The organism is Candidatus Nitrospira neuquenensis (genome assembly GCF_979578155.1).
In genome coordinates this window covers 66,348-92,031 of the sequence record NZ_CEFZDU010000004.1, presented here as the reverse complement: position 1 = coordinate 92,031, position 25,684 = coordinate 66,348, and the positions used below count along the sequence as shown (strand labels likewise).

Sequence of the window (25,684 nt, the reverse complement as noted above, 5' to 3'; positions counted from 1 at the left end):
GAACGCAGGAGCGAAGATGATCGAAGTCCGAGACCTCACCAAGCGGTATGGGCACGTCACCGCCATCGACGCCATCAGCTTCGCGGTCCGGCCCGGCGAGATCGTGGGCCTCCTCGGCCCCAACGGCGCCGGCAAGACCACGACGATGCGGATTCTGACGGGATGCATGCCGGCGACGAGCGGGTCCGCCGTCGTCGGGGGCTACGACATGGTGTCTCAGGCGACGGAGGCCAAGCGGCAGATCGGCTACCTGCCGGAGTTCGTCCCCCTGTACCCGGACATGACCGTGCCGGAGTACCTGGGCTACCTCGGCGCGCTCCGCGGGTTGCGCGGGAACGCCCTCACGGCCGCGCGCGAGCAAGTCATCGAACGGTGCGGCCTCGGCGAGATGCGCCGGCGGCTGGTCAAGAACCTCTCGAAGGGCTACCAACAGCGGCTCGGCCTGGCCCAATCGCTGATCCATTCGCCGTCCATCCTCATCCTGGACGAGCCGACCGGGGGCCTCGACCCCAGACAGACGGCCGAGATGCGGCGCCTGATCACGCAACTGGCCGGCCGGCACACCATCCTCCTGAGCACCCATATCCTCCCCGAGGCCACGGCGCTCTGCCAGCGGGTCGTGATCCTGCACAGAGGACGCGTCGCCGCCGTCGACGAGCAGGAGAAGCTGGCCGCCCGCCTGCGCAGGTCGGAGAAGCTCGCCGTGCGGCTCCGGCACCCGCCGGCGGACGTTGCCGGCCTCTTCAAGACCATCCCCGGGGTCATCGGCGTCTATTCGGCGGCCGGTTGGGGGCAGGGCAAAGCCGGCGCAGCCGGCGAGTCGCGCTGGATCATCGAATGCGAACTGGGAAAGGACCTCACGGAGGAGATCGCCCGCCTGGCGGTGCAGCGCGCCTGGGGGCTGGCCGAGTTGGCCCCCCTGTCCATGAGCCTTGAGGAGGTCTTCCTGAACTTGACGAACCCTCAGGAGTCGGAGGCGACACGATGAGAACCCTCTGGGTGATCGCGCGGCGCGAAGTGTGGAGCTACCTGACCTCTCCGGTCGCCTACGTCGTGTCGGCCATCTTCCTCTCGATCGTCGGCTTCCTCTTCTACGGCGTCGCCAAGCTGGCCAGCGAGCGCAGCATGCAGTGGCTGCAGTTTCAGGGATCGCTGCCGGCCTTCAACGTCATCCAACTGGTCTTCCGGCCGGTGTTCCAGGACATGGCCCTCGTGCTGGTCTTCGTGGTCCCGCTGCTGACCATGCGCCTGTTCGCCGAGGAACGGCGGCAGCGGACCTACGACCTGCTCTTCAGCGCCCCGATCTCGATCGTCGCGATCGTGGGCGGCAAGTTCGTCGCCGCGGTGCTGATTTACACGGTCCTGCTCATGTTGACACTGATCCTGCCGCTGATCCTGGGACAATTCGCCGTCTTCCCCTGGACGGCGCTGGCCTCGGCCTACCTGGGTCTGTGGCTGCTGGGGCTGGTCTTCATCGGGGTCGGACTCTTCGCCTCGACCCTGACGGAATACCAGATCGTCGCGGCCTTCACGGGAGTCGGCATCCTGCTGGTGCTCTGGGTGATCGGGCTGATCGGCCAGGATGCCGAGATCACCGTCCTGGCCGCCGTCCTGAAGAAACTGTCGGTGTCCATCCATTTCGACGGGTTCGTGCAGGGCCTGATCAGCACCTCCTCGCTCCTCTTCTTCCTCAGTCTGTCGTTCCTGTGGCTCACGATGGCCTATCGAGTCGTGGAGGCAAACCGGTGGAAATGACCAAGGCCCGACGGCACCGCACCCACCCCCCGGGGTGGTTGAGGTTTGGCAAGGCCCTGCGGGGGGCGAACAGCCTCATCATCGTACTCCTGGTGGGCGGCGTCCTCGTCGTCGTCAACGCGCTCGCCGGCTACCGCGAGGTCCGGTGGGATCTCTCGGAAAACCGTCGTTTCACGCTCGCCCCCCAGACCGTCGGCCTGCTGCAGCAGTTGACGCAGGACGTGACGGTTTACGCCTTCGTCCAGAAGGGCAGCGAGGATGAGCGCAAGGCGGCCGAGCTGCTCGACACCTATCGGACCCACTCCCCGCATTTCTCTCCGCGCGTCATCGACCCGGACCAGCATCCGGCTCAGGCCAAGGAGTTCGGCATCAGCCAGTACGGGACCGTCGTGGTGACGACTGCGTCGGGACGCCAGGCGCGCGGCACGGCCGTCACGGAATCGGAGGTCACGCGCGCACTGCTCCGGGCCCTGCGGGAACAGGGGCAGGCCATCTACTTCCTGGAGGGACACGGGGAGCATGAGCTGACCGACAGCCTCAAGCCCGGCTATTCCCAGCTCCGCGCCACGATCGAGCAGGAAGGCTTCCTGCCCAAGTCCCTCCGCATCCTGAGCGGCGAGGCGATCCCGGCCGACGCCGCCGTCGTGGTGATCGCCGGGCCCAAGGTCCCGCTCCAGCCCGCCGAGGTCGCCGCCATCACGCGATACCTGGACCGTGGCGGCCGCGTCGCCCTGCTCGCGGACCCGGGCTCCACGACCGGTCTGGAGCCCCTGTTGGCGGACTGGGGCCTGTCCCTGGGCCCCGGTGTCGTCGTGGACCGGGGGGCCAGAACCTTCGGCGGTTCCTTCACGCTTCCGCTCGTTTCCATCTACACGACGCACGAGATCGTGCGTGAATTGCGTCTGCCCACCCTCTTCGCCGAAGCCAGGCCCGTCCTCGTGGACAATACGAACCAAACCTATGCGGGCATGGCCTTGGCCCAAACCACCAGTCAGAGCTGGGGCGAGCTGAATGTCGGAGCGGCCCCCCCGGAATACGAGGAAGGGCGCGAGGCCCACGGTCCCTTCCCCCTGGCCGTCGCCGCCTACCCGCGCAAAATGCTCGAGGACATCAAGGGCAGCCCGCGGTTGGTGGTGGTGGGGGACTCGGATTTCCTGAGCAACGTCTACTTCAATTTCTCCGGCAATCGCGACCTGTTCCTGAACATGCTCAACTGGCTGGTCCAGGGGCTCGATGCGTTCAGCATCCGGCCGCAGGAGGCGAACGTCAGCCCCATCATCCTCTCGGAACAGCAGGCCAACCTCCTGCTGGCGGTCCCCGTCATCGCGCTGCCCCTCCTCATCACCATCACGGGATGGGGAATCTGGAGGTACCGGCGGACGCGGGTGTGACGAAGGCGGTCCGACGCGATGCGGAACATCCTCTCGCTGGTCGTCCTCACGGTCCTCCTCGTCCTGCTCTGGGGATACTGGGCGCAGATCCGGCCGGTCGCCGAGCGGATGCCGGCCCAGGCCGGACAGGCGGCACCCGCGCGCCCGCTCCTGGCCTTCGAGCCGGACAAGGTCGTCCGGGTGGAATTCCGACGGAGCGCGACGTCGTCGTTCTCGCTCAGGCGGGGAGAGGGGCAGGCCTGGTTCCTCGACCGGCCGTTCGAGGCCAAGTCGGACACCTACCTCGCCGAGCGTGCGCTGACGATCCTCCGGAAGTCCATGGTGACCCAGACGGTCTCCGACCAGCCCGAGTCGCTCCAGCAATACGGCCTGGGCCCCGACACCGCGGCGACCACGGTCGTCCTCGAAGGGGACGGTCCGGCGCGCTGGCTGGAGCTCGGCGACCCTTCGATCCACGGCGCCCTGTCCTACGCGCGCAGCTCGGACTGGCCCGGCGTCGTCCTCGTCTCGAACGAGCACCTCCGCTCGCTGCCCGCCGACGCCGCCGACCTCCTCGACCGCCGCATCTTTCCGCTGGCGCAGGAGCCCCTGCACACCCTCCGAGTGACCCACGGCGGAATCGCCCTGACGCTCGAGGCGGGCGGCACGGGCTGGATGATCGAGTCTCCCCTCCGCGCCCCGGCGGATGGCCGGGTCATGTCCGAATGGCTCAAGCGGTTGGCCGGCTTGACCGCCAGCGGGGTCCAGACCCTCGCCAAGGCCGGAAAACGGTTGAGCACGGCCAAGCCGCTCGGGGCCATCCACATGGCCGCCGGACAGACCGGCGTAGAGACGACGTTCCTCCGCGACGGCCCCGCGATCCTCGTCCGGCGTTCAGACCAGCCGGCGCTCTTGTTCGAGCTGCCCGCAGAGGCCCTGGCGATCCTGTTCCCCGAGCCGTTCTCGATCCGCGACAAGCACGTGGTCCCGGACGACGGGGGGCCGGTCGTCCAGGTGGAGGTCCGGCACGACGGCCGGACCATCCCCTGGTCCAGGACGGCCACTGGTTGGGCCAGGGCAGGGCAGGCCCCCTCCGGCGGCGAATCCGATCGGATGGCGCGATGGCTAACGGAGCTTCATCTCACCGAAGGCCGCGCGGCGGTCCCGGCGCTGGGCCCCTGCCGCGTGGATGCGCGCGCACGCTGGACGGTGGTGCTTCGCGCTCAGGACAGCCGAACCGCCAAGCGGGTGGAACTCGCCCGCACCAACGCCTGTGGGGACGTGGCGACGCTCCCGACCGGCGAATGGGTGCGGCTGCCGCGGGCGGAGTTGCTGGACGAGCTGGCGGCCGTGCATGGACAGGAAGGCGGGAGGAGCTGACCACGGCGGCCGTGCCCGCTGAGAGGAGTCGGCCATGGGCGGTGAGGTCTGCCGGGAGAGACCCTTCGAGGCCGCGGCGACCGTGCCGCGGCCTCGATCCGAGGCGCGAGGGTGGACCGAGGAGTGTGCGGTCTTCTGCCTGTACCTCACGGGACGACCGCCCGATCCCCCGCTGACTGGCCGATACCTCCAGGCCCAGGCCCTTCTCTTCTCCGATGACCAGGACGCCGCCCAGACCGGCCCCGTGACGTTCGCCCGGCGGCATCCCTGGTCGCTGCCCTACTTGGACGCGCTCCTGGCCGTGCTGGATCCGCAGTCGCTCCTCCGCAAGAAGCTGCACGTGATGGTGGCGATCCTGGAAACCACGCCGGACTTCACCGGTCTCTTCTTCCCGGAACGGCAGCCGGGCCTCTTGGCCGGCCTCAAGCTGCTCGGCTACGGATGCGCCAGCATGGGCAAACTGCTGGTCGGCCTGCTGGTCTATCCCCTCGCCGTCCGCGCCCGATGATCAGCGACGCCCTCATCGTCGGCTCGGGCCCCAGCGGCGTCCATGCCGCCTACCCCCTCGTCCTCGGCGGACGGCAGGTCACCCTGCTCGATGTCGGCCACGAAGACCGCACCTATGCGCCCCTGATCCCGAAGGGGCCGTTCGTCGAGATCCGCCAGACCGATCCGCAGCAGTGCCGCTACATGCTCGGCGAGCGCTTCGAGGGCGTGTCCTTCGGCGCCGTCCGGCCCGGGGCGCAATTGACTCCTCCGCGGCAGTACGTGGTGCGAGACACGCAGGAGCTGACGCCGGTCGAGTCCTCGTCGTTTTTTCCGCTCGAAAGCCTGGCCCTCGGCGGGCTCGCCGGCGCCTGGGGGGCCGGCGTGTTCCCCTATACCGAGCGGGACCTCGAGGGATTTCCCTTCACCGCACAGGAGCTGGAGCGTCACTACCACGTCGTGGCCGAGCGCATCGGCGTGAGCGGCGCGCGGGACGACCTCCTCCCCTATTACGGCGAGTGCCCGTCCCTGCTGCCCCCGCTGAACGAGGACTGGAACGCCTCCCTCATCCTGGCCGCCTACCGGCGCCGGCGCGCGACGCTCAACGCCGCGGGGCTGTTCCTGGGGTATCCCCGGTTGGCCGCCCTGAGCCGCGCCCATCGGGGGCGGGGCCCGGATCGGTATCTGGACATGTCCTTCTGGGCCGACTCGGACCGGAGCGTCTACCGCCCCCGCTACAGCCTCGAGGAACTGCAACGCCACCCCAACTTCGCCTACCATCGGCCGGTCCTGGTGTCGGCCTTTCGGGAACAGCGCGGCGTCGTCACGGTGAGCGGCCGCAACCTGGCGACCGGCCGCACGGAGCGGCACCGGGCGCGGAGTCTGGTGCTCACGGCCGGCGTCTTCGGCACGACCAGGATCGTGCTTCGTTCCCTCGGGCGGTACGGCCAGAAGGTGCCGCTCCTCGCCAACCCCTATACGCTGGTCCCGATGATCAACCTGGCCATGCTCGGGAGGGTGCCCGGCCCGGACCGGCACAGCCTGGCCCAACTCTGCCTCGTGCTGGATTCGCCAGACCGGCGCGAGCCGCTGGTCCACGCCCACGTCCACACCTACAGGTCCCTCCTGAACTTCCGGCTGATCCAGGAGATGCCCCTGGCCTACCGCGAGGGGATGCGGGTCGCGAAGCTGCTGGTGCCGGCCCTGGCCATCCTGGCGATCGACCACGAAGACCGCCCCGATCCCGGCAAGTACTGCCGGCTGCACCGCGGAGAGGCCGGGGCGCCGGACCGCCTGGAGCTGGTCTACTCGCCGCCGGAAACCGCGGTGCACCGCCAGCGCCGCCAGGAGCGCCGGTTGCTGCGCCTGTTCCTGAGGATGGGGTGCCTGCCGCTCAAGCCCACGAGGCCGGGCCATGCCGCCAGCGCCCACTACGGCGGCACGTTCCCGATGACGCGGGAGGAGAAAGACCTGACGGTGACGCCCGAGGGGCGATTGCGCGGGACCGAGGCCGTCTATCTGGCCGACGGCTCCGTGTTTCCCTATCTGCCGGCCAAGGCCTTGACTTTCACCATGATGGCGAACGCCAACCGGATCGGCGAGCACCTCGCCGCGGTGCTGCGATGAGCGGGCGGTCCCCCGGACGGGCCGTTCTGATCACGGGAGCGACGGGATTCCTCGGCCGCGCCCTCTGCCGCCACTTCGGCGGGCGCGGCTGGACCGTCCGCGGGCTGGTGAGGGACCCCGACGCCGCGCCCCCGCTCCTCCCCGGCCTCCTTCTCTTCAAGGGCCTACTCCCGGAGGGCGTGGATCCCCGGGCCTTCGAGGGAGTGGACGTCGTGGTCCACGCGGCCTACGCGACGCGCCAGCTTCCACGGGACCAGGCCGAACGGATCAACTACGACGGCACGATAACCGTCTACGAGCTGAGCCGGCGGTACGGGGTGGGACGGTTCGTTTTCATCTCCAGCACGGGGGCGCACGCGGGCGCCGAATCCTTCTACGGGCGGAGCAAGTTCGAGCTGGAGCAGCGCCTGGACCCGTCGCGCGACGCCATCATCCGTCCCGGCCTGATCATCGGACCGGAGCCGGGCGGCACTTTTCACCGCATGGCGGAGCAGGTCCGCCGCCTCGGGGTCGTCCCGATCTTCGACGGCGGACGTCAGATCGTCCAGACCGTCTACATCAACGACGTCTGCCGGGCGATCGAGCTGGTCGTGGAGAAGGGCTTGCCGGGCACCCACGTCGTGGCGGAACCGGAGGGCGTCGCCATGCGCGACCTCTTCGCGAAGATCGCCGCCCGTTTGAACCGGCGCTGCCGGTTCATCCCCCTGCCGATGGAGGGCACCCTCGCGATGCTCCGGGCCCTGGAGCGGTGGCGCATCCCCTTACCCCTCACGTCGGAGAATCTCCTGGGCCTCAAGGCCATGGTCCACATGCCGGCGTCCCGCGACCTCACGACGCTCGGCCTCTCCTTCAGGACGGTGGACGAGAGCCTGACCCTGTGCTTTCCCCCCTGAGCCCGGTGCCGTCCCCTTCGGCGGTATCGGCGGTCGCGTCGAGTTCCGCCAGACGCTCTTGCGCGTACGTCGCCCAGGCCGATTCCGCGAACCGGTCCCGGACCAGCTCCAGCGCGCTCCGCGCCTCCGGTCTGCGGTTGAGCCGCTGCCAGGCGACCCCGATGTGATAGTAGCCCTCCGGCACGAAGGGGCTCGTGGGGTACGCGTGCACCATCGCCTCGAAGGCCCGGATCGTTCCCTCCATGTCCCCCTGCAGGTAGGGCAGGGTGCCCAGGTAGTAGGCGGCCTGCTCGGCCGCGCCCGACGCCGGCGCGCTCGCCATCGCGCGCCGCAGACGATCCGCCGCGGCGGCGAAGTCTCCTCGATCCCTCGCCTGGATGCCCTCGTTCAGCAGCGCGTGCGGCGACGGCTCGATCCGTCCCAGCGCCAGGCCGACGACCAGAAACAGGATCGGGAGGCCGGCCGCGACCGGACCCGCCGCCGTCCCCAACCGGCGCAGGACCGGTCCGGCGAGGCGGGGCGGCATCGTGGGCCGGCGACGCGCACGCCACAGGAGGCCCCCGGCCGCCGCGAACGCCGCCAGGCTGAGCCCGGCGCCCGCCCGCTCCGGCCAGGACGGCCCGTAGGTCAGGCGCACGTGCCTGTGCTGCGGATAGACCAGCATGAAGGCGGGGGCGGTCAGGAAGATCCCGTCCGCGCCCTCGACCCGCCAGTTCCGGTGGTAGGACACCCGGATCAGATGGGGATGTCCGGGGTAGGGCGTGTCGAACTCGATGCCGTCCGCCGTGAGCCTCGTCCGGACCTGGCCGGCGGGCGGCAGGACGATCGGCCGGCGCGGGAGGCTGCCGATCCGATCCGGCGCCACCGACGCAAAGCGGTCGAGTTCGGCCGGCGAGCGGTCGGCCTGGAAGACGATGGGCACGTCAAGCTGGTCGGTCAGGCGGAACCACCGGTAGGCGACGTCCTTCCATCGGGTCGTCTTGACGAAGACCGGCTCGTACCGGACCGGGGTCACGTAGCCCGGCACGTCGGCCTCCCGAATCCGATAGACCTCGTACGGCGGCGCCTCCATGACCTTCTCGACGTTGTCCCGCTTCCGCAGCGCCTCCTTGAGCTGATCGCTGACGGCCACGATGTCCCGCACGTTGAAGAGCCGCAGATGCCGGAAGGCGTCGTCCAGGTTGAACCTGGTGCAGGCCAGGTGCGAGAAGGGACAGGAGGCCTCGCGGGACAGCTCGGCCTGGATGTAGAACACGGCGGGCGCGTTGGGTGACGCCTGGAGATAGAGCCCCTCGAGGGTCGAGCGTCCTGAGTAGAGCGGAAGCGTTTCGAACATCCGAGGCGAGCCGGCGCCGTTGTGGACCATCGCATGCTCGTAGACCACGCGCGGGTCGTCGGCCGTGCCGCGCAGCGCCCTGTTCACCGCCAGGAAAGCCGGCCACAGGGCCTTTTGCTCCGCCCCGGCATAGTTCCAGGCGATCCAGGCCGGAAGCTGCTTCGCTTGGTCCACGCTCCACCAGGCCAGGGCCGCCACGGCCAGCACCGCGGCCGCGCCGCCACCCCGCACGCGCCGAGCCGCCTCCCCCACCCCGATCGCGCCGAGGATCGTCAGGAGCAACTGGCCGAAGGGGAGAAACCGCACGTCCACGACGCCCAGCCGCGGGCCGAGGAAGTAGCCGGCGGCGCTCATCAGGATGCCGTACCAGAGGTACAGCACCGATCGGTCGATGGGGGCGCCGCCGTAGGACCTCCGCAGCAGAAGCCAGAGGCTCCAGGCCAAGGCCGCGGCCGCCGGCGCCCAGAAGTCTCTGGGCAACACTTCCGTCCACTCCTTGATGAACCAGGCCGGTGCGAAGGCGGTGGTGTAGGGCAGGTTGGCAAGCAGGGGCAGGATCCACGCGCCGAGCAGGCAGAAGGCCAGCCCATAGACCGCCAGCAGGTATCGCAAGGCCGCCACCCGGTCTCGGCCGAGTGCCGCCAGCGCCAGGGCGGTCAGCCCGGCGAACAGGAGCGTATAGCCATGGCCCAGCCCGACCAGCGCGAGGAGAGCGGCGTTCCCGACGAGGCCGCGACCGCTCATGACGCCGGCCCAGGCCGCTCCCAGGAAGAAGACGGCCAAGGCCATCCCGAGGCTGAACGCGAATTCCCCGGCCAGCGTGCTCATGATGTTCCCCCCCCACATGGAGTTGCCCTCCTGGAAGCAGAACAGCAGCGTGGCCAGCGCGGCCAGCGCCGGCGAGGGGAACCGCCATCCCATCAACCGCACGAGGGCGTAGGAGGCGGTGGGCAGCAACATCGTGCCCAGCATCGTGACGAGCTTGAACGCCACGGGCAGGGCGACGACCGCGCTCAGGGCGGCCATGAGGAGGAACGAGAGGGGAAAGTAGAACTGGAGGGCGGGAAACCCCGCGTAGTTGCCCGGGGCCCAGCCGGAGATGCGTCCCTGGGGCAGGAGCTGCTCCTTCAGGTACACCAGGGTGGCGTAGTGCGAGGGGATGTCGCCGCCCGAGGGCGTGGTCGGCAACAGGAGCAGGTCGGGCCGAAGTTGCGCGCCCAGAAAGGCCGAGGTGACGCCGAGGATGCAGGCGTCGGCCCAGGATTCCCACGTAGGCCGAGGTGCCGGCCCTGTCCGATCGGCGGGCTCCATCCTCACGACGCGGCGGACCGTCCCAGCGCCGGCCTTCGGCGTCGGCCCGCCGCCGCCCCCTGACGCAGACGACGACCGAGGCGCAGCAGCGCCAGCACGACGAGCGGCAGGACGGCCAGGCCCCCGAGGCCCAGCAGGGCCCCGCGGCGCGACCAGGTCGGAGCCAGGACGCGGATCGTCGCGGAGGCGGCCTGCGAGGCGTGCCGGCCGCCAGCGTCGGTGTCCAGGATCGCGTGGACGACGTACGCGCTGCCCGGCAGAGCGGACTCGCTCTCGACCTTGAACCGGACGGTGTCACGCGCCCCCGGCCCGAGCGACACCCGCGCGACCGCCGGCCGGACCGACACCTCGCGCGGGGCAACCAGCCTGACCCTCACCTCGTGCGCACGACGGTCCACGTTGGCGACCCGGACCTGCACGTCGCCGGACGGCGAGAGGTCGCTCGCCCGGACGCTGGCCACGAGCGGGGACACCGCCCCTTCCCATTTCACAAAGGAGGCGACGGTCGTCGTCGAGAAGGGGTAGCTGTTGGCGTCGGTATAGCCGACCCGTACGACCGCCTGGTAGGTGCCCGGCGGCACGTCGCCCACCGGCAGGTGCACCGTCGTCTCGACCTCCTCCTTGACGGCCATCCGGTGCACCAGGGGAACGGTGACCGCACGCCCCTCGGCCTCCACCGTCGCCTGGAGGGAGAAGGCGTCCTCGTCCCCCTCATTGGTCAGGTTGATGGTCACGACGAGAAACCGCTCCACCATCCGCGTCTGGGGCGTGACGCGCAGACGGATGTAGCTCGCCTCAGCCGCCTGGACGAGCCCGAGCAGGGTCCCCAACAGGCAAAGACCGACCAGGCCGCTACCCCCTCGCACGCCGCACCTCCACGCTCCGAGCGGACCGCCCCCCCTCCGATCCGGCCTTATGGGTAGAGGACAGCCTCGACGCCAACCGGGTCAGGATCGCCTCCGTGATGGGCCCCGCACATTCCCCCACCACCGTCCCCGCATCGTTCACGGCGAAGACCCAGGGCAAGGTGGGGAGATTCCAGTCCCGCGCGATCAGTTCCGCCCGGGGGCCGGTGACGACCTCAAGCGGGACTCCGTCGCTCCACCGACGCACGACGGCCTCACAGAGGCCGGCCTCGCAGGTACTCGCCCGAGCCACCAGAACCAGCGCCGACTTGCCGCGGGCTCCCGCGACCACGGGGATCTGCGCGCCCAGCTTCAAGGTCAGATCGAAGCGGTTCCAGACGGTGCTGCGCTCCATGAGCGACAGGACCCATCTCAACCGCTCCTCCTGGAGCCAGCGGCTTCGCCGCAGGATGCCCGTAATGGCTTCGCGGTGATCTTCCGCCGTCTGGGCGTCGGCCTCCTGCCGGGCCGTGATCCGCATCACCACATACCCGCCCGGCGTGCGGACCGGGCCGATCGCCGCCCCGGGCCGAGCGGCCCAGGCTTCACTCCACACCTCCCGGGGAAGCTGGTCCATCGTGAACCAGCGGGAGGGGGGCTCCCCGACGGCGGGAGCGCCGCCGTCGAGCCTGGCTCGGGCGGCCCGGGCGGCCGGCTCCGCCTCGAAGTCGAACCGGACGCCCTTGATCCGGTCTCGGGCGAAGGCAGCGCGGTTCTCTCTCCAGTAGATTTCGACCTCCGCGTCGTCCACGGGGAGACGCTGCCACTCGGTCATCTCGGTCTTGAGCAGCAGCAGGCCGTTGCGCATGCTCCGCCGCCACTCCTCCAGACTCGTGGCATTGTCCCTGAGCATCGCCTCCAACTCCGCGTCGGACGAGAAGCCGCTTCGCAGCGCGCGGTAGCGCTCATCCAACTCACGTTCGTCGAGCGTCACCCCCCGCCGCTCCCCCTCCTGCAGCACCACGACCGATTCGATCTTCTTAAGGAGGGCCGTGCGGAACTCCGCCTCGGACGGCTCATGGCCGTGATGGTGTCGCGCGCCATCCTTCCCCATGGCGCGCGCCTGTCGGATGCGTCCCAGCAGATCGTCGCGGGTGATGTCGCGGCCGTTGACGACCGCGACCGTTTCCGGATGGACGAGGAAATGGGCCTGGGCCTCGGCCGGCGACGGCGGGAGGAACCGGGGATCGCCGGCGACCTCCGCGCAGGCTTCCCGGAGCCGGAGCCAGCGAGTACGCTCCCGATGCCACCGCTCGGCTCGAATCGCCTCCCTCAAGCGGGCCTGCCAGTCCGAGAATCCCACCTCGACGGCCGGCTTCCGCCGGATCAGTTGCACCACGTGATACCGGCCATCGGCCTGGATCGGCCGGCTGGTTTCGCCCGGCTGGAGCGACGAGAGGACCTGCTCGAGCTCGGGGGCCAGCGCCCCGGGCCCGACCTGTTCCACCGTCGGAAAGGCGGCCGGAGGGCCCTGTTGCCCGTCCGGGGCGAGCAGCGACGCCCTCAACAGGCCGGCCTCCCCTTCGGTCGCGGCGCTGACATGACGAACGGATTGGATGTCTCCCCAGAAGATCCGCCGATTCCGATCCCAGAGGGTCTCGACCTCGCCCGGCTCCACCAGGACCTGCTCGGCCAAGACAGCCTCGGGCGCCAGCTTCGCCTTCCCGGAGGGGTCCATGGCTTCGGCGGCTTGCGAAAGGAGCCTGGCCTCGACCAGGGAGCCGACGGCTTCGCGGATGGCGTCGAGCGTGGGCGCCGGATCGCGAGCCAGGCCGGCGAGGACCTCCTCGCGGGTGAGGGGGAACCCGTCAACCGTGGCAAGAACCGACGGGAGGGGTGGAGCCGGCGCCTTGAGGGTGGCCTCGCCGCGGCCCGCGTTGCCGACCAGGAAGAGCTTCGCAGCCAGGCCGAGAAGCACGGCCAGGCCCAGGACCGGCAGCGCCATTCGCTTCGCTCGACCGACCACGCCCCCCCCTTGGAGTGCCCCGGCCACGATGAGGGCATTCTAGATGGTGCTCCCGGAGCCAACAATCGGCACTTCCATCCCCCTCATTTCTGGTGGGTTCCCAGGCCTCCTGGGATTATGGGAATTGCCGTCCGGGGAGGGCCCTGATAGTCCTTGGCAAGCTGGACAACAGGGAGAGGGGACCGTGACGGCAATTTCCATCATCATCCCCGTCTACAACGAAGAGGTCATCCTCGCGGAGGCGGTCGAGGGGCTGATCCGCGGCCTGGACTCCCTGCGGTTCTCCTTCGAGGTGCTCCTCTGCGAGAACGGGAGCACCGACGGCACGGCCGCCATCGCCAGGGACCTGAGCCGCGCCGATGCCCGGGTCAGAATCCTGCACCTCAGCTACCCCAGCTACGGCCACGCCTTGAGAGCGGGGATCGAGCATGCCCGGTATGACCGCCTCGTCCTGCTCAACCTCGACCTGTGCGACATGGAGTTCCTGGCCCGCGCGAGCGCCCTGCTCGATCAGTTCGAGTGCGTCGTCGGATCGAAAGTGGCGCCCGGGTCGAAGGACGAGCGGCCGCTGGTTCGTCGGCTGATCACCAGGCTGTTCAACGGATTCCTTCGGGTCGCGCTCGGCTTCAAGGGCTCGGACACGCACGGCATCAAGGCGTTTCGCCGCCACCGAGTCCTTCCGCTGGTACGAGCCTGCGCCACGAACGCCGAGCTGTTCGACACCGAACTGGTTCTTCGGGCCCATCGCGCCGGGGTGACGTGGCAGGAAATTCCGGTCACGGTCCGCGAGTGCCGCCCCGCTCGCACCACCGTGCTCGGCCGGGCCGTCAGGACGCTCCCGGAGCTGCTGACGCTCCTGCGGGCCTGCTGGAAGCGACCGGAACCCGCCAAGCCCGACGAGTTGTTCAACGCCTATGACCGGGAGCGCGTGTGCCGGCTCGCTCAGCATTTCTCGGTCGAGGAAATCGTCGAGCTGACGCTCATACCCCGCTCGCACGTCCTCTACTACCTGACGCCGAAGCCGCAGCCCGAGGAACGCTGGACGGTCTTGGGCCTCGCGAAGTAATGCGGAGCATCCCCTCCGTGCATCTGTTCTCTCGAAGGATCCCGTGGGCCGCGTTCGCCGGCGGCGTCCCGCCGGTTGCGGTGTTCGCCGCCGTGCTCGGGGTGGGGTTCCCCCTGGACCGGGTGAGCGCCGCCACGTACGAATGCGTCGATGCCTCGGGCCGAAGGGTCTTCACCGACAGTCCCGCCCAGATGGAGAAGTGCACGCCCCTTTCCCTGGAAGGCAAGGCCGGCCCTTCCGTTTCCTCCCCGCCGAGTCCGCCGCCGATGTCCCCAGGGAATTTGGCCTCCCCCGATCCCTTCGCCGTCCCCTCCGCACCGCCTCCGCCCCAGCCGAGTTCGCCCCAGGACTATGCCGTCCCGATGCCGCCGGAGTTGCAACCGGCTCAGGGTCCCGCGAGCGACCCGAACACTGCGCCGCCCGCCAACAGGCCGGTGGTCCCCCCCGCACCGGACTACGAAACCGCCATGAAGAATCTCGCTCCTGCGGAGCCGGGAGCCGCGCCACCGCCTCCGCCGCCGCAGGATGGAACAGGCCCCGCCGTCCTCCCGCTGAACCCCTTCAACCCGCTGTTTCCGCTCTATCCCCCGGGAAGCGGCGGCCCGGCCGTCAAGTAAGACCATGCGGGTGGACGGGCAGGAGCGGCCGGGAGCGACGATCCACGGGACCGGCGAGCCGCGTGCGCAGGAGCGCGGGGTCACCTACCTCGCCCTGATGCTGGTCGTGGTGCTCATGGGCATCTCGTTCACGGCCCTGGCGCGAGAATGGAAGGTCCTCGTAAAGCGAGACCGCGAAGCCGAGCTGCTCTTCCGGGGCAACCGCATCAAGACGGCATTGGAGCAGTTCGGCGCAAACTATGAAGTCATGAAATCCACACGGGACCACCGGTTTCCCCTGACGCTGGAGGAAATGACCAAACCGCCGAAGCCGACGTTGCAGCGGGTGTACAAGGACCCCATGACGGGTGAGGACTTCGCCCTGCTCCGGGTGAACGGCGAGATCGTGGGCGTACACAGTCGCAGCAAGGAACGCCCCTTCGACCGAGTGAACTTCCGTGATGCGCCGGCTTACAGCGAAGTGCTGTTCAAGGCAGAACTGGCGACCGGTCAACCCTGTGCGGCCGGGCTGAACCAACTCAACCCCTTGGCCGCCGGCACACCGCTGCCAGGCTCTTCTCCGGCCCCGGCCGCAGAGCCCCCTGGGTCGAGGGGCCAACCGCCGGCCGGTCCGCCACCTCCCACTGGAACCTGCTCGCCGACGCTCGGCGGCCCGGGCCAACCACCTGCATCGCCCGGCCAATCCCCCGCATCACCGGGTCAGCCCTCTGCTTCGTCGGGACAATCCCTCGCGTCACCGGGTCAAGCCCCGACGACACTGCCGCCGACCGGCGATCCCCTGGCGCCCCCCACCACCCCTCCCGTGTTCTAGCCCGCATGATTCATGACGGTTCGTCGCGAAACCGTGGAGTCGCGTCGCGAGACGGGCGCGTGGAGCCGAGAAGATCCGAGGCGTGCTTGAAACCGTACGTCGAGGGTCCGAGCGGCGAGCCCGCTCGCCAGCATGCACGGCAGTCGCCTGCTGGCTTGTCGCAGCCGCGAATCCGCGGTTGCAGCAGAAGCGCTCATGAATCATGCGGGCTAGCCACGCCGGTGCTCGCCGTTCGGCTCACCGGAGCACCACCGGCTGCACCCACGGAGGGGCGAGGGGGAAGGTCGTGACGCTCATGGCCCCGCCCCGTCCCGGCGCCGCGGCGGGACAGGTGGGGCATCCCAAGGGGGTCAGACCTTGAAGAGTCAGGACGCTGCGCACCGCCAACGGCACATCGCCGACACGGGAGAGCGAATCCATGTCCAACACCGTGAGTCGGTCTTGATGGCTGGCCGCTCCCCACCAGTAGAAGCCCCCACCCTTCTTGGGCCCGTAGGCCGAGCCATGACATCCGGCTCCGCAGTCCACCAGCGCCACCACTGTGTCGCCCGCTGTGTCGATGACGGCGGCTCGGCCCGCCTTGGCGAGGCTGACGACGATAAACCGCCCGTCGGGGCTCGGGGGCAGATGGTTGGGGACGGCCATGGTAGGCAGCGGGACGCCCATCAACGTGCAGGACTCACAGGAGGGCAACTCCACGTGGTGGACCGGCAGGCCGCTGATCGGGTTGTGCACGATCACGTTGTTCGACAGGGCGTTGGCCGTGTAGGACTTCGTGCAGTCGGACAACGCGCCGACCGCCACCGGATAGAGCCCGACGGACGAGGACACCATCCGAACCTGCCCGGTTCCCAACGCGGTGGGCGGCAGGTCGATGAACGCGACCTCGTTGGAGAGGGGCAGGGCCGCGGTCAGGCTCCCTTCCCCGCAAATCCACAGCCCGTGGGGATGGCGTTCCGGCGTCAAGGGAATGTACCCGGTCATGGGATGGTCGGGATGGTTCGGGTCGAAGAGGCCGATTAACCCCGCCACGCCGCCCTCGATGCTCAAGACCCCCACGGTGCCGGAGGGGGTCGTCAGGACGTGCGTCACGTCAGCCCCGGCAAAGACCGGGGTCGTGTCCACGATCCGGTTGGTCATCCGGTCGATCGTCACAAAGGCATCCCCGTGCGACTGGGTGACGAACATCCGCCTGCCCGTCCGGTCGAACCAGAGATCATGGGGGTTGTTGAGCCCTTCCCATCGCCCGCCGATGCGCCGGCCGACCAGGCCGACCTCTCCATCGGCCTGACCCATGACACGCAGGCTCCCCTCCGGGTTGCAGCCGGTCGCTCCGGGCAGGCACCCGGCGTCGAAGACGGAGAGCGGCAGGTCCTGAAAGGCTGCCGCATCTCCGCAGTGCACAACCCCGGCCACCCCCGTCCCCGGCGCCAGCTCGAATTGCGCAGCGACGCAGAACTCCCCCACCCCCGGCGGCGCGCCGGCCTGGCTCGGTGGCCCGGCGTCAGGCGTCCCGACGCCGATGACCACGTCGGGCAGCGGGCCGGCCGGAAGCACCGCTCCCGGCAACCCCACCGAGATAGACCCGGACATGTAGGGGTGGATCAGGCAGAGGTAGGGGTAGAGGCCGGGCGCGGAGAAGGTCACGCGATAGGTCATGCCCGGCCCGAGCGCCCGTCGGTCGAAATCGCCGCCCAGCAGCGGCCCGTCCCCGGGCAGGGCCGCCACGGCCCCGCCCTGCCCGGCGGCGGCCATGACCAAGCTCGTGACCGTATGCGTCCCGCCGGAGAGGTTCGCCCATTCGACCACATCGCCCGTCGTAATACTCAGCCGCGGCGGCAGGAACCACGGACTGTTGTCCGTGACCCTGACCGGAAAGAGCCGGCTCACGGGCCCGCTCGTGGTGGAGTAGGTCCGCGTGTCCTGGTTGTTGGCGGGGGAGGCGTCGGCCAGCCCGGCGGCCAGTTGACCGGCGGCGGTCAGCGTCACCTGCAGCCGCGCCGGCACCGGATAGTCGAAGACCACGTTCCGAGAGCTTCCCGCAGGGATCGTCGCCTGTTGGGCCGCGGAGTAATTGATGTCCCCGCTCATCGTCACATAGGCCGCCTCGTCCACCGTGCCGGCGTTGGTCACGACCACCGTCACCCGGACGATCTTCCCGATGACGAAGGGAGGCTGGCTCGGCGCGAAGGCCACGACGAGGTCGTGTCGGGCCGGCGGGGCGGGCGTCGGACCGGTCGTCGTGGTCGTCGCCGGCACCGTCGTGGTGGTCGGGCTGGTCGTCGTGGTGGATGCCGCCGTGGTCGTGGTGGTGAGGGTGGTCGTGCCGCTCGCCGGGGGCGGACCGACGGTCAAGGTCCCCCGCATCTGTTCGGGACCATGGACGAGGCAGTAGTAGTCCAGCGAGCCGTCTACGGCGAAGGGGCCGATGCGGAGACGCTGTCCCGACTCCAGTTTGCCCGTGGAGAAGTTGTTGCTCGACGCGGTGGGCTGGACGACCTCCGGCAGCCGGGGTGAGAAGCTCAGATCGCCGGTCGCGGTGTGCTTGAACTTGCCGAGATTCTCGAATTCAACCGTATCCCCACGGATGAGAGAGGGAGAGGCACCGTTGTACGCACAGGTCGGCGCGTCCGAGCAGGAAGGGTTGACCGTGCCGAAGGGTTCCCCTTGCGCGTGGCCGCGGCTGTCGTCTCCCTGAATGCCGTACACCTGAACCGCGACCGTCGCGGCCTCGCCCAAACCGCTTCCCGCGGCAACCACAGCCACACCCGCCATCACGGCCGTCAAGGCCTGAACGGAGGGCCACCGACTCCACGCACGTGCCGACATAAGAACACCCGGCCCGGGGGAGGTGAAGGCTGCGCTCGCTACGGAGTCGTTTTGAACAGGACTGCCTGGATCCCCTCCGGCGAGGGCGCGGGGATCCGCAGAGGAACCCAGTCGGAGCCGCCGTTTCGCGAGAGGATCAGCCCCCCGTCGTCCAGGGCCGCGACTACGAGGCCGGAGGCCGCCTCACGGCCGAGCAGTCGCGCCACTCCGGCGAGGGCGACCAGCGGGGCCCAGGTCGCGCCGCGGTCGTCGCTCCGGTACACGACACCCTGTGCCGCGGCATAGACCTGCCCCCCCGGTCCGAAGACCGGCGGACCCGGCAGGCTCGGCGGCAGGCCGGTTGCGGGCTCCCAGCCACGCTCGGGATGGTCCGCTCGGTACACCCGCTCCCCGGTCCCCATGAACCAGGTACCGGCCGGAGAGACGGCCACCCACCGGGCCGGGGCGGGGGTGTCCACCGGAGCCCATCCCTCCCCCTCGTCCCCCTCAATGAGGAAGAGCCCGGATTCCGCCAGGTGGGCGACCCTTCCCCTTGAGCCTGGGAGGGGAATCAACGTCGCGGAGCCGCCGCGCCGCCCCTCCGCGGCATCGGCCAGGCTCACGGGCCGCGCACTGGAGGCCTGACCCGCGCGCGGACCCGGCTGGCCCAAGGGTCGCCACTGACCGCCCTGATCCAGGCTCCAGTAGAGTCCCGAGGGGGTGTGGGCATAGAGCACGTCGGGATAGACCGGATCAACGGCGAGGCTCAGGATCCGCAGGTCGCCGAGCCCCTGGTTGATCGGCAGCCAAAGGCCGCCGCTGTTCTCCGTCCGGAAGAGCCCGGCCTCGGCGGTACCCGCAAAGAGGAGGCCTGCCCGGTTCGGATGCTCGACCAGGCAGGTCACCGCCTCGCTGTCGAGCCCGAAGGCCATCAGCCTCCACTGGCGTCCGGCGTCATAACTCTTCAGCACGCCGGCCCGCCGACTCGCCAGGTACAGGACGTCCTCCTCGTGCCGGCTGATGATCACGGCCGACAGCTCGTCGGCCGCGACGAAGGCCGGAGGCCGGTCCGCGACGGGCTCTGCGGGCGGAAGGTTGACCAAGGCGATCTGCAAGAGCCGTTTGGGATTCACCATCCCCCGCAGCTCGGCGCCGATGGAGAGGGCCGCCACGCGGCCCGCCTGGTCCGCGACCGGCACCTCGACCGCGGCCTCCAGGCCGCTGTCGGTCAGACGCACGATCGCCTTCGTGTCCACGCGCATCGCGAAGAGATTGCTGTGCCGCCCGGGGTTCACGTCCCCGAATCGGCAATTCGAGACGAACAGGAGCCGCATCCCGTCCGGGGCCAGCCACGGGTGAGCGCTGGAGCAACCCAGGGTGTGGGTCAACTGGCGCGCGATGGCCGTGTCCAGGTCGAGAATGAAGAGTTCCGTGTTGCGATCGGGATTCTCCCCCAGGAGGTCGAAGCGTGCGGCGAAGGCCACCCGTCGCCCCTGGTCGGCCATGACCAACTGGGTGTAGGCGCCGCTGTCGGCGGCCGGCATTTCCGACACGCGCCGCACCTCCCGGGTCTTGCGCGTCCAGACATAGAGGCCCGTGTACGGCCGCTTGAACGGAGGGTGGACCCCCAAGAAGGCGAGGGTGTCGCCGTCGCGGCTGAGGACGGGCCACTGGTGCCTGGCGGGCGGCGCCGTGTGCGTCACCTGCGAAAGCACGCCCGGTTCCACTTCGTACAAAAAGAGCTCCAGGTTGCCGTCCGTGTTCTCTCCCGTGACCAGGTCCGCGTTCGACACGAAGACGACCGTCTCCCCGTCCCCCGAGAGCCGCGGGTGATCCACCGTGCGGTGGATCGCGGAGGCCTGGATGCGGGTGATCTGGATGTACCGCCCCGACGAGGCGTCGAAGAGGAACACCTGATCCAGGCCGGCGGCGTTGTGGGGCGGCGTGAGGTCCGCGTTGCTGATGAACACCAGGCGGCGACCGTCGGCACTGAGGCCGGGGAAGAGGGATTGCCCCCCCGGCGGAGTCAGCACCTGTACCTGGCGCGACGAACGCTCGATCCGCACGATCTGGTGATGCTGGCCCATGCCGTCCGCCGTGGGACAGACCGATACCGCGGCCACCCACTCGCCGTTCCCCGAGAGCTGCGGGCTCAGGAAGGAGCAGTCGCCGTCCACGGAGGTCAGTTGCGTCACCGGAGCCGGGGCGACCTCGGCCGCCCCCTCCGTCCTCCCGATCGAGGCCGTCAGGACGATCAGCGCCAACACGAGGAAGCCGCCGACTCCCGCTCTCACGGTGTCCGTCTCCAATGGCCGGTCGCTCCCCACAACTCCATCCGGACCAGGGGATCGATCCAGACCGTGGCGTGCCCGGCCAGGTCGTCCTCCCAGGCTTCCTGGGCCTCCGGCCACCGGGCATCCTTGAGCATCTCCCGCAGCTCGCCCTCGATGGCCGCGAGCCGATCGGCGTGGAAGTACGCCGAGAGGGCGGCTCGGTTCTTCTCCCAGTACCGTCGAACGTCCTCGTCGGTGACCGGGATGGCGTTCCTGCGCCGGGCCTCCACTGCCTGGAGCAGGAGGGTCTGCTGGAGGTGCATCCGCCATCGCTCGGGCGTCGTGTGCCCTTGCCTGAGCTGCTCTTCGAACGCCTCCCGAGAGCCGGCCTGTCGCTCGATCCCCGCCGCGTTGGCCTCCAGCAACTCGCGCGACACCACGATCCCCAGGCGCGCTGCCTCCTGGGTCTTCAACTGTTCCAGGATGAGCTGTCTGAGGATATAGCCGAGGAGTTCGCGCTCCCGGTCGGCCGAGAGCTGCCCCTCCGCCGCCGCACCGACGTCGGGCCGCGGCGCCTCCCCGCCTGCGGGGCCGGGGCCGAGCATCACCAGGTAATGGTCCAGCCGCTCCAAGAGGAGGTCGCGCGTGATCGGCGCTCCGTTGACGCGCGCGACCAGCGTGGGGACGCGGCCGGAGAGCGACGAGGGAGGCAGAGACGAGACGGCGGAGAGGGGGTGCTCCGCGGAGGCATGGGCCGCGGGGACCAGCAACAGTCCCGCCACCACGACGGCCTGGCGCCACGGAAAGGCCATGGAGATCCTTTTCACTTCGCCTTGGGTTGGTTCATGGCGGCCGTCGGCGCATCCAATTCGATCCGGTCCGCCACCCAGAGCTTGACCCGTTTCTTCAGGTCCTCCACGCGCCGCTGCAGTTCGGCGTAGGCCCTCTGCTTTCTGATGACGCCGGTCATCAGATCTCTCTTGTCCTCCAGCTTGCCCCATCCGACCGGACGATACCCCTCGACCTTCACGATGTGCCAACCGTGAACGGTCTCGAAGGGCTGGCTGACCTCCCCCGGCTTCATTTTAAAGACGATGTCGTCCCAGGGGGGGTAGTGGCCGGTGCCCCTGAGCACCCACCCCAGGTCGCCGCCGTTGTCCTTGCTGCTCCGCTCGGTGGATGTGCTCCGGGCCAGCTCGGCAAAGTCCGCCCCTTCCTTGATCTGCTTGTGGAGTTGCCGGGCAAGGTCTTCGGTGAGCACGATGATCTGGCGCGCCTTGACCTGCTCGGGAAACATGGTGCGCTTGTCCTGCTCGAACCGGGCCTTGAGATCGCTCTCCGTCACCACGATTGCGTCACTGAGCTTTTTCATCAGCTTCTCGTTGACGAGGGCGCGGCGGAGGTCCCCGCGAAGATTCTCCGGGTCATTGCCCTGGAATTTCAGCATGGTCGCAAAGGTGCGCTCGTCCTGCTTGCCCTTCATGGAGGCATACTTGGCCTCGACCTCCGCCTCCGTCACCGTCAATCCCATCTCCTTCGCCAGCAATTCCTCGAGGACGCCCTGGACGAGCACTTGGACGGCGACCCCGGCCCGCCTGGTCCTGGCCTCGCCCGGCGCCAGACCCGGGTGGGCGATCTCATAGATCTGCACCCTCTGGCGCACCTGGCCCTTGGTGATGGGGATGTCGTTGACTCGCGCCACGATCTGCGCGTCGTCGGATTCAGCCGGGGATTCGGCCTGGGGGGGGGCGGCGGCCACCTGGGCGACGGCCAACGCGAAGAAGAGCGGAGTTGCAGGAAAGCACGACCGGAGACGCTTCATCGCCCATCCCTTTCCAGACCTCGATCGGAGACTCAACGAGGCAACCAACGACAACGTCACAGTAACGCAAAACCCTGTATCCGAGTATCCCCTCTGTGAGGGAGGACTGCAGCGGCGGAGGCCTGTGCCGCCCCACGCGCGACTCGGTGAAGGAAACCGCGGCTCGGAAGGGACCGGGGAAGGCTCGAACGAGCCCTCCCCGGCTTGTCCGTCACCCGGTCCGTTTAGAGGACCTGGGTCGGGTAGGTCTTGGTGTCGGAGTTGTTGGCCGGCGTCACGTCCCCGGCCAGCGGGCCGTTGGCCGTCAGGGTGACTTCAAGCCTCACCGGCACCGGGTACTGGAAGACCACGGTCTTGGTCTGTCCGACCGACACCGAGGTGTTCTGCACGTCACTGTAGTTGATCGTGCCACTCAAGGAGATTCGAGCATTTTCGCTGCAATTCCCGGCGTTGGTCACGATCACGGACACGTTGGCGATGCGCCCGATGATCAACGCGCCCTGGCTGGCAGGCAACTGCACCACAATGTCGTGGGTCGTGCAGCCGCCGGCCGTCGTCGTCGTCGTGGTGGCCGCCGTGGTGGTGGTCGTCGGGGCGGTCGTCGTGGTCGTCGCCGCCGTCGTCGTCGTGGTCGCCGCCGTGGTAGTCGTCGTCGGGGCGGTCGTCGTGGTCGTCGTGGTCGTCGCCGCCGTCGTCGTCGTGGTCGCCGCCGTGGTAGTCGTCGTCGGGGCGGTCGTCGTGGTCGTGGCGCCGGTCGTGGTCGTCGTCGTGCCGCCGGTCGTGGTCGTCGTCGTGGTGGTCGTGGTCGTCGTCGTGCCGCCACCGGCCACAGTCAGGGTACCGCGCATCAGGTCAGGACCATGGACCTCGCAGTAGTAGTCCTGGGTGTTGGCGGCGTTGAAGGGGCCGATCGTCCTGGTCTGCCCCGGAGTCAAGCTGCCGGTGGAAAAACAGTTCGGGGCCGACGAGCAGCTTTGGCTCCCACCGCCCGGCTGCTGGACCACGTTGAGGGGCTGGAAGTTGTCCAGGCTGCCGGTCGCCGTATGGTTCAGCGCCCCGACGTTGTCGAACAGGATCGAGTCGCCCACGGCGATGCTGGCTGGATTGGGGGCGAAGGCGCACGAGGCCGACCCCGTACAGGAGGGATTCGGGTTGCCCCCGCCGTCGTCTCCCTGCACCCCGTAGATGTTGACCGTCAGGGTCGCCGCTTGGACGATCCCCGGACTCATAAGCACCATCCCCCCCACCAGCCCGGTGGCCGCCATGAGGGCTAGGGCTTTCAAACGTATCACGGTACACCTCCTCCTTCACAGAACCTTCAAAGGGACCAGGGGGGGCCGTAGGGGCCCCCCCCTGGCTTTGAGATCGACGTCAGGCCAAGCCCCCGGAAGCGTTCATCCGTCGGCTTAGTTGATGACGTTGATGCCCAGGTGCCACGGCGGAGGCAGCGGGAAGGGGCCCACGCCCATGCCGCCCCAGTGACCCTCGGCCACGCCCATCGCCGTCGGCAGCCCGAGCGGCGTCAGACCCTGCAGCGACAGGATGCTGCGCACGTTGACCGGCACGTCGCCGGCCTTCACGAGGCTGTCCATGTCCACGATCGTCACCTTGTCCTGGTACTGCATGGACACCCAGCCGTAGAACCCGCCGCCCTTCTTGGCGCCCATGTTGGCCCCGTGGCAGCCGCTGCCGCAGTCCACCACGTTGATCACCGAGTCGGTCACGGCGTCGATGATCGCGACCTGGGCGGCCTTGCCCATGGCCACGATGATGTACTTGTTATCCGGGCTGTTCGGGATCTGGATCGGCACGCTCGTGTGCGGAGCCGGCAGGCCCATCAGGGTGCACTGGGCGCAGGCCGGCAGGTCGATCACGTGCACCACCTCGCCGCTGATCACGTTGTTGACCGTGATCGTGCCGGACACCGCGTTCGAGGTATAGGACTTCGTGCAGTCGGAGAGCGCCCCCGTGGCCACCGGATAGACGCCGGGCGACGCCGTGATCACGTCCGTCATCGCCATCACGCCCGACGCGGTCGGAGCGCCCGGCAGGGTCGTGAAGCCGATGAAGTTCGACATGGGGAAGGGCTCGATCATGATCCCGCCGCCGAGCCCGCCGCCCGTGCAGGAGATCCACGGGCCGTGCGGATGGTGGATCGGCCCGAAGCTGTGCAGGCCGACCATCGCGCTGGTCGCCGGGTCGAAGATGCCCAGGTTGCCGGCCATGCCACCCTCGAGGGTGAGGACGCCGACCGACTCGGCCGGCAGCGTGGTCATCACGTGCGTCACGTCCGCGCCGGAGAAGACCGGCGTCACGGACAGGAACGAGTTGGTCATCCGATCGAACGTCCAGAAGTTGCTGCCGTGCCACTCGGTCACGAACATCTTCCGGCCGTCGCGGCTGTACCAGATGTTATGGGCGTTGTCGATGCCCTCGAACCGGCCGCCGATCTGCCGGCCGACCAGGCCGGGCGTCGTCGTGTCGGCCACGCCGAGGGTCCGGACGGACGCGCTGGGGTTCACGTCGAACGCCGCGAGCGACAGGTCGGTAAAGCTCCGGGCGTCGATGCAGTGCACGACGCCGCCCGGCAGGGACGCCGACGGCTTCTCGAAGTCGCCCGTGATGCAGACCTCACCCACGCCCGGCGGGAAGCCGTTCGTGCTGGGGAGGCCGACGTTCGGCGTGTTCGGCCCCTGGATGATGTCGGGCACCGGACCCGCCGCCACCGTCACGCCGGGCAACGTCACGGTGATGTTGCCCGCCATGTACGGGTGGATGAAACAAATGTAGGGGAAGGTCCCCGGGTTGTTGAAGGTCACGCTGAAGGTACAGCCAGGCGTGCAGGCCCGGCGGTCGAAGGCCCCGCCGATGGTCACGCCGGCGTTACGAGAGGCAGTATCGATGCTCGTCGCCTGGGGTACGGCCTGCATCAGGCTCGTGATCGTGTGCGTCCCCTGCGACCGGTTGGTCCACTTGACCGTGTCGCCGATCACCACCGAAATCCGCGTGGGCGTAAACCACGGGCTGTCGTTGGTGATGTTGACCGGGAAGGTCCGGTTGCTGAGCAACTGCGCGTCGGAAACCGCGGCCGTCCCGGCCACCAGGGCCACGCCCAGGAGCCCGGACAGCGCACGCTTCCACAGATTGGTCCCTGCACTCATGTTCGCCTCCTCGTTCAGATAGGCTTGGTGATGCCGCTGATACGAACTTGCCAACGAACTCGGTCGCCTCTTCGGTCACCGGCGGGTGACCTCTCACC

18 protein-coding genes are annotated in these 25,684 nt (G+C 69.1%); 9 read left to right on the top strand and 9 right to left on the bottom strand.

Features of this window, described 5'->3' with window-relative positions:
* The first annotated feature begins 16 nt into the window (after positions 1-16).
* From AC1U7O_RS02340 to AC1U7O_RS02310, 7 genes are read left to right on the top strand one after another with little or no spacing between them, the layout of a single operon-like run.
* Positions 17-988: an ABC transporter ATP-binding protein gene (locus AC1U7O_RS02340; protein WP_479892958.1), complete on the top strand. Its 972-nt coding sequence runs from the start codon at positions 17-19 to the stop codon at positions 986-988.
* Entirely contained in the window at positions 985-1,755 is a 771-nt protein-coding gene (locus AC1U7O_RS02335; protein ID WP_479892957.1) for an ABC transporter permease, read from the top strand. Before AC1U7O_RS02340 ends, AC1U7O_RS02335 begins: the two co-directional genes overlap by 4 nt.
* The gene (locus tag AC1U7O_RS02330; protein ID WP_479893000.1) at positions 1,752-3,146 is read left to right on the top strand and encodes a GldG family protein; all 1,395 of its coding nucleotides are present in this window, start codon (positions 1,752-1,754) and stop codon (positions 3,144-3,146) included. Before AC1U7O_RS02335 ends, AC1U7O_RS02330 begins: the two co-directional genes overlap by 4 nt.
* Positions 3,147-3,164: 18 nt before the next feature.
* Positions 3,165-4,505 carry a DUF4340 domain-containing protein gene (locus AC1U7O_RS02325; protein WP_479892956.1) on the top strand — a complete coding sequence of 447 codons (1,341 nt, stop codon included), beginning with the start codon at positions 3,165-3,167 and terminating at the stop codon, positions 4,503-4,505.
* Positions 4,506-4,539: 34 nt separating this feature from the next.
* Complete coding sequence (locus AC1U7O_RS02320) at positions 4,540-5,013, top strand: hypothetical protein (RefSeq protein WP_479892955.1); 474 nt, start codon at positions 4,540-4,542, stop codon at positions 5,011-5,013.
* A complete protein-coding gene (locus AC1U7O_RS02315) occupies positions 5,010-6,617 on the top strand; it encodes a GMC oxidoreductase (protein WP_479892954.1) in 1,608 nt (535 codons plus the stop codon). Before AC1U7O_RS02320 ends, AC1U7O_RS02315 begins: the two co-directional genes overlap by 4 nt.
* Positions 6,614-7,510 carry an NAD-dependent epimerase/dehydratase family protein gene (locus AC1U7O_RS02310; protein ID WP_479892953.1) on the top strand — a complete coding sequence of 299 codons (897 nt, stop codon included), beginning with the start codon at positions 6,614-6,616 and terminating at the stop codon, positions 7,508-7,510. The genes AC1U7O_RS02315 and AC1U7O_RS02310 overlap by 4 nt, the downstream gene beginning before the upstream one ends.
* Here the strand turns inward: AC1U7O_RS02310 and AC1U7O_RS02305 are convergent.
* From AC1U7O_RS02305 to AC1U7O_RS02295, 3 genes are read right to left on the bottom strand one after another with little or no spacing between them, the layout of a single operon-like run.
* Positions 7,467-10,157 carry a 6-pyruvoyl-tetrahydropterin synthase-related protein gene (locus AC1U7O_RS02305; protein ID WP_479892999.1) on the bottom strand — a complete coding sequence of 897 codons (2,691 nt, stop codon included), beginning with the start codon at positions 10,155-10,157 and terminating at the stop codon, positions 7,467-7,469. The two genes, AC1U7O_RS02310 and AC1U7O_RS02305, sit on opposite strands and share 44 nt — an antisense overlap.
* Positions 10,158-10,159: 2 nt before the next feature.
* The gene (locus tag AC1U7O_RS02300) at positions 10,160-11,023 is read right to left on the bottom strand and encodes a COG1361 family protein (RefSeq protein WP_479892952.1); all 864 of its coding nucleotides are present in this window, start codon (positions 11,021-11,023) and stop codon (positions 10,160-10,162) included.
* Entirely contained in the window at positions 11,010-13,007 is a 1,998-nt protein-coding gene (locus AC1U7O_RS02295; protein WP_479892951.1) for a peptidyl-prolyl cis-trans isomerase, read from the bottom strand. The genes AC1U7O_RS02300 and AC1U7O_RS02295 overlap by 14 nt, the downstream gene beginning before the upstream one ends.
* Positions 13,008-13,212: 205 nt before the next feature.
* Between AC1U7O_RS02295 and AC1U7O_RS02290 the strand changes: the two genes are divergently transcribed.
* Together AC1U7O_RS02290 and AC1U7O_RS02285 are read left to right on the top strand one after the other, a co-directional pair.
* Positions 13,213-14,094 (top strand): glycosyltransferase family 2 protein, encoded by an 882-nt coding sequence (locus tag AC1U7O_RS02290; protein ID WP_479892950.1) that lies wholly within the window; start codon positions 13,213-13,215, stop codon positions 14,092-14,094.
* 621 nt (positions 14,095-14,715) lie between these two features.
* Positions 14,716-15,522 (top strand): hypothetical protein, encoded by an 807-nt coding sequence (locus AC1U7O_RS02285; RefSeq protein WP_479892949.1) that lies wholly within the window; start codon positions 14,716-14,718, stop codon positions 15,520-15,522.
* 237 nt (positions 15,523-15,759) lie between these two features.
* Here the strand turns inward: AC1U7O_RS02285 and AC1U7O_RS02280 are convergent, their stop codons facing one another.
* The 6 genes from AC1U7O_RS02280 to AC1U7O_RS02255 all read right to left on the bottom strand — a co-directional run bounded on the left by AC1U7O_RS02280 (position 15,760) and on the right by AC1U7O_RS02255 (position 25,586).
* Positions 15,760-18,288: a plastocyanin/azurin family copper-binding protein gene (locus AC1U7O_RS02280; RefSeq protein ID WP_479892948.1), complete on the bottom strand. Its 2,529-nt coding sequence runs from the start codon at positions 18,286-18,288 to the stop codon at positions 15,760-15,762.
* Positions 18,289-18,389: 101 nt separating this feature from the next.
* Positions 18,390-20,624 carry a hypothetical protein gene (locus AC1U7O_RS02275; RefSeq protein WP_479892947.1) on the bottom strand — a complete coding sequence of 745 codons (2,235 nt, stop codon included), beginning with the start codon at positions 20,622-20,624 and terminating at the stop codon, positions 18,390-18,392.
* Positions 20,621-21,415, bottom strand: coding sequence for a SurA N-terminal domain-containing protein (locus AC1U7O_RS02270; RefSeq protein ID WP_479892946.1), 795 nt, complete (start codon positions 21,413-21,415; stop codon positions 20,621-20,623). Before AC1U7O_RS02270 ends, AC1U7O_RS02275 begins: the two co-directional genes overlap by 4 nt.
* Positions 21,416-21,426: 11 nt before the next feature.
* Positions 21,427-22,425 carry a peptidylprolyl isomerase gene (locus AC1U7O_RS02265; RefSeq protein WP_479892945.1) on the bottom strand — a complete coding sequence of 333 codons (999 nt, stop codon included), beginning with the start codon at positions 22,423-22,425 and terminating at the stop codon, positions 21,427-21,429.
* Positions 22,426-22,649: 224 nt separating this feature from the next.
* Entirely contained in the window at positions 22,650-23,717 is a 1,068-nt protein-coding gene (locus AC1U7O_RS02260) for a cupredoxin domain-containing protein (RefSeq protein WP_479892944.1), read from the bottom strand.
* Positions 23,718-23,831: 114 nt separating this feature from the next.
* Complete coding sequence (locus tag AC1U7O_RS02255) at positions 23,832-25,586, bottom strand: plastocyanin/azurin family copper-binding protein (protein WP_479892943.1); 1,755 nt, start codon at positions 25,584-25,586, stop codon at positions 23,832-23,834.
* Between the last annotated feature and the right edge of the window lie 98 nt (positions 25,587-25,684).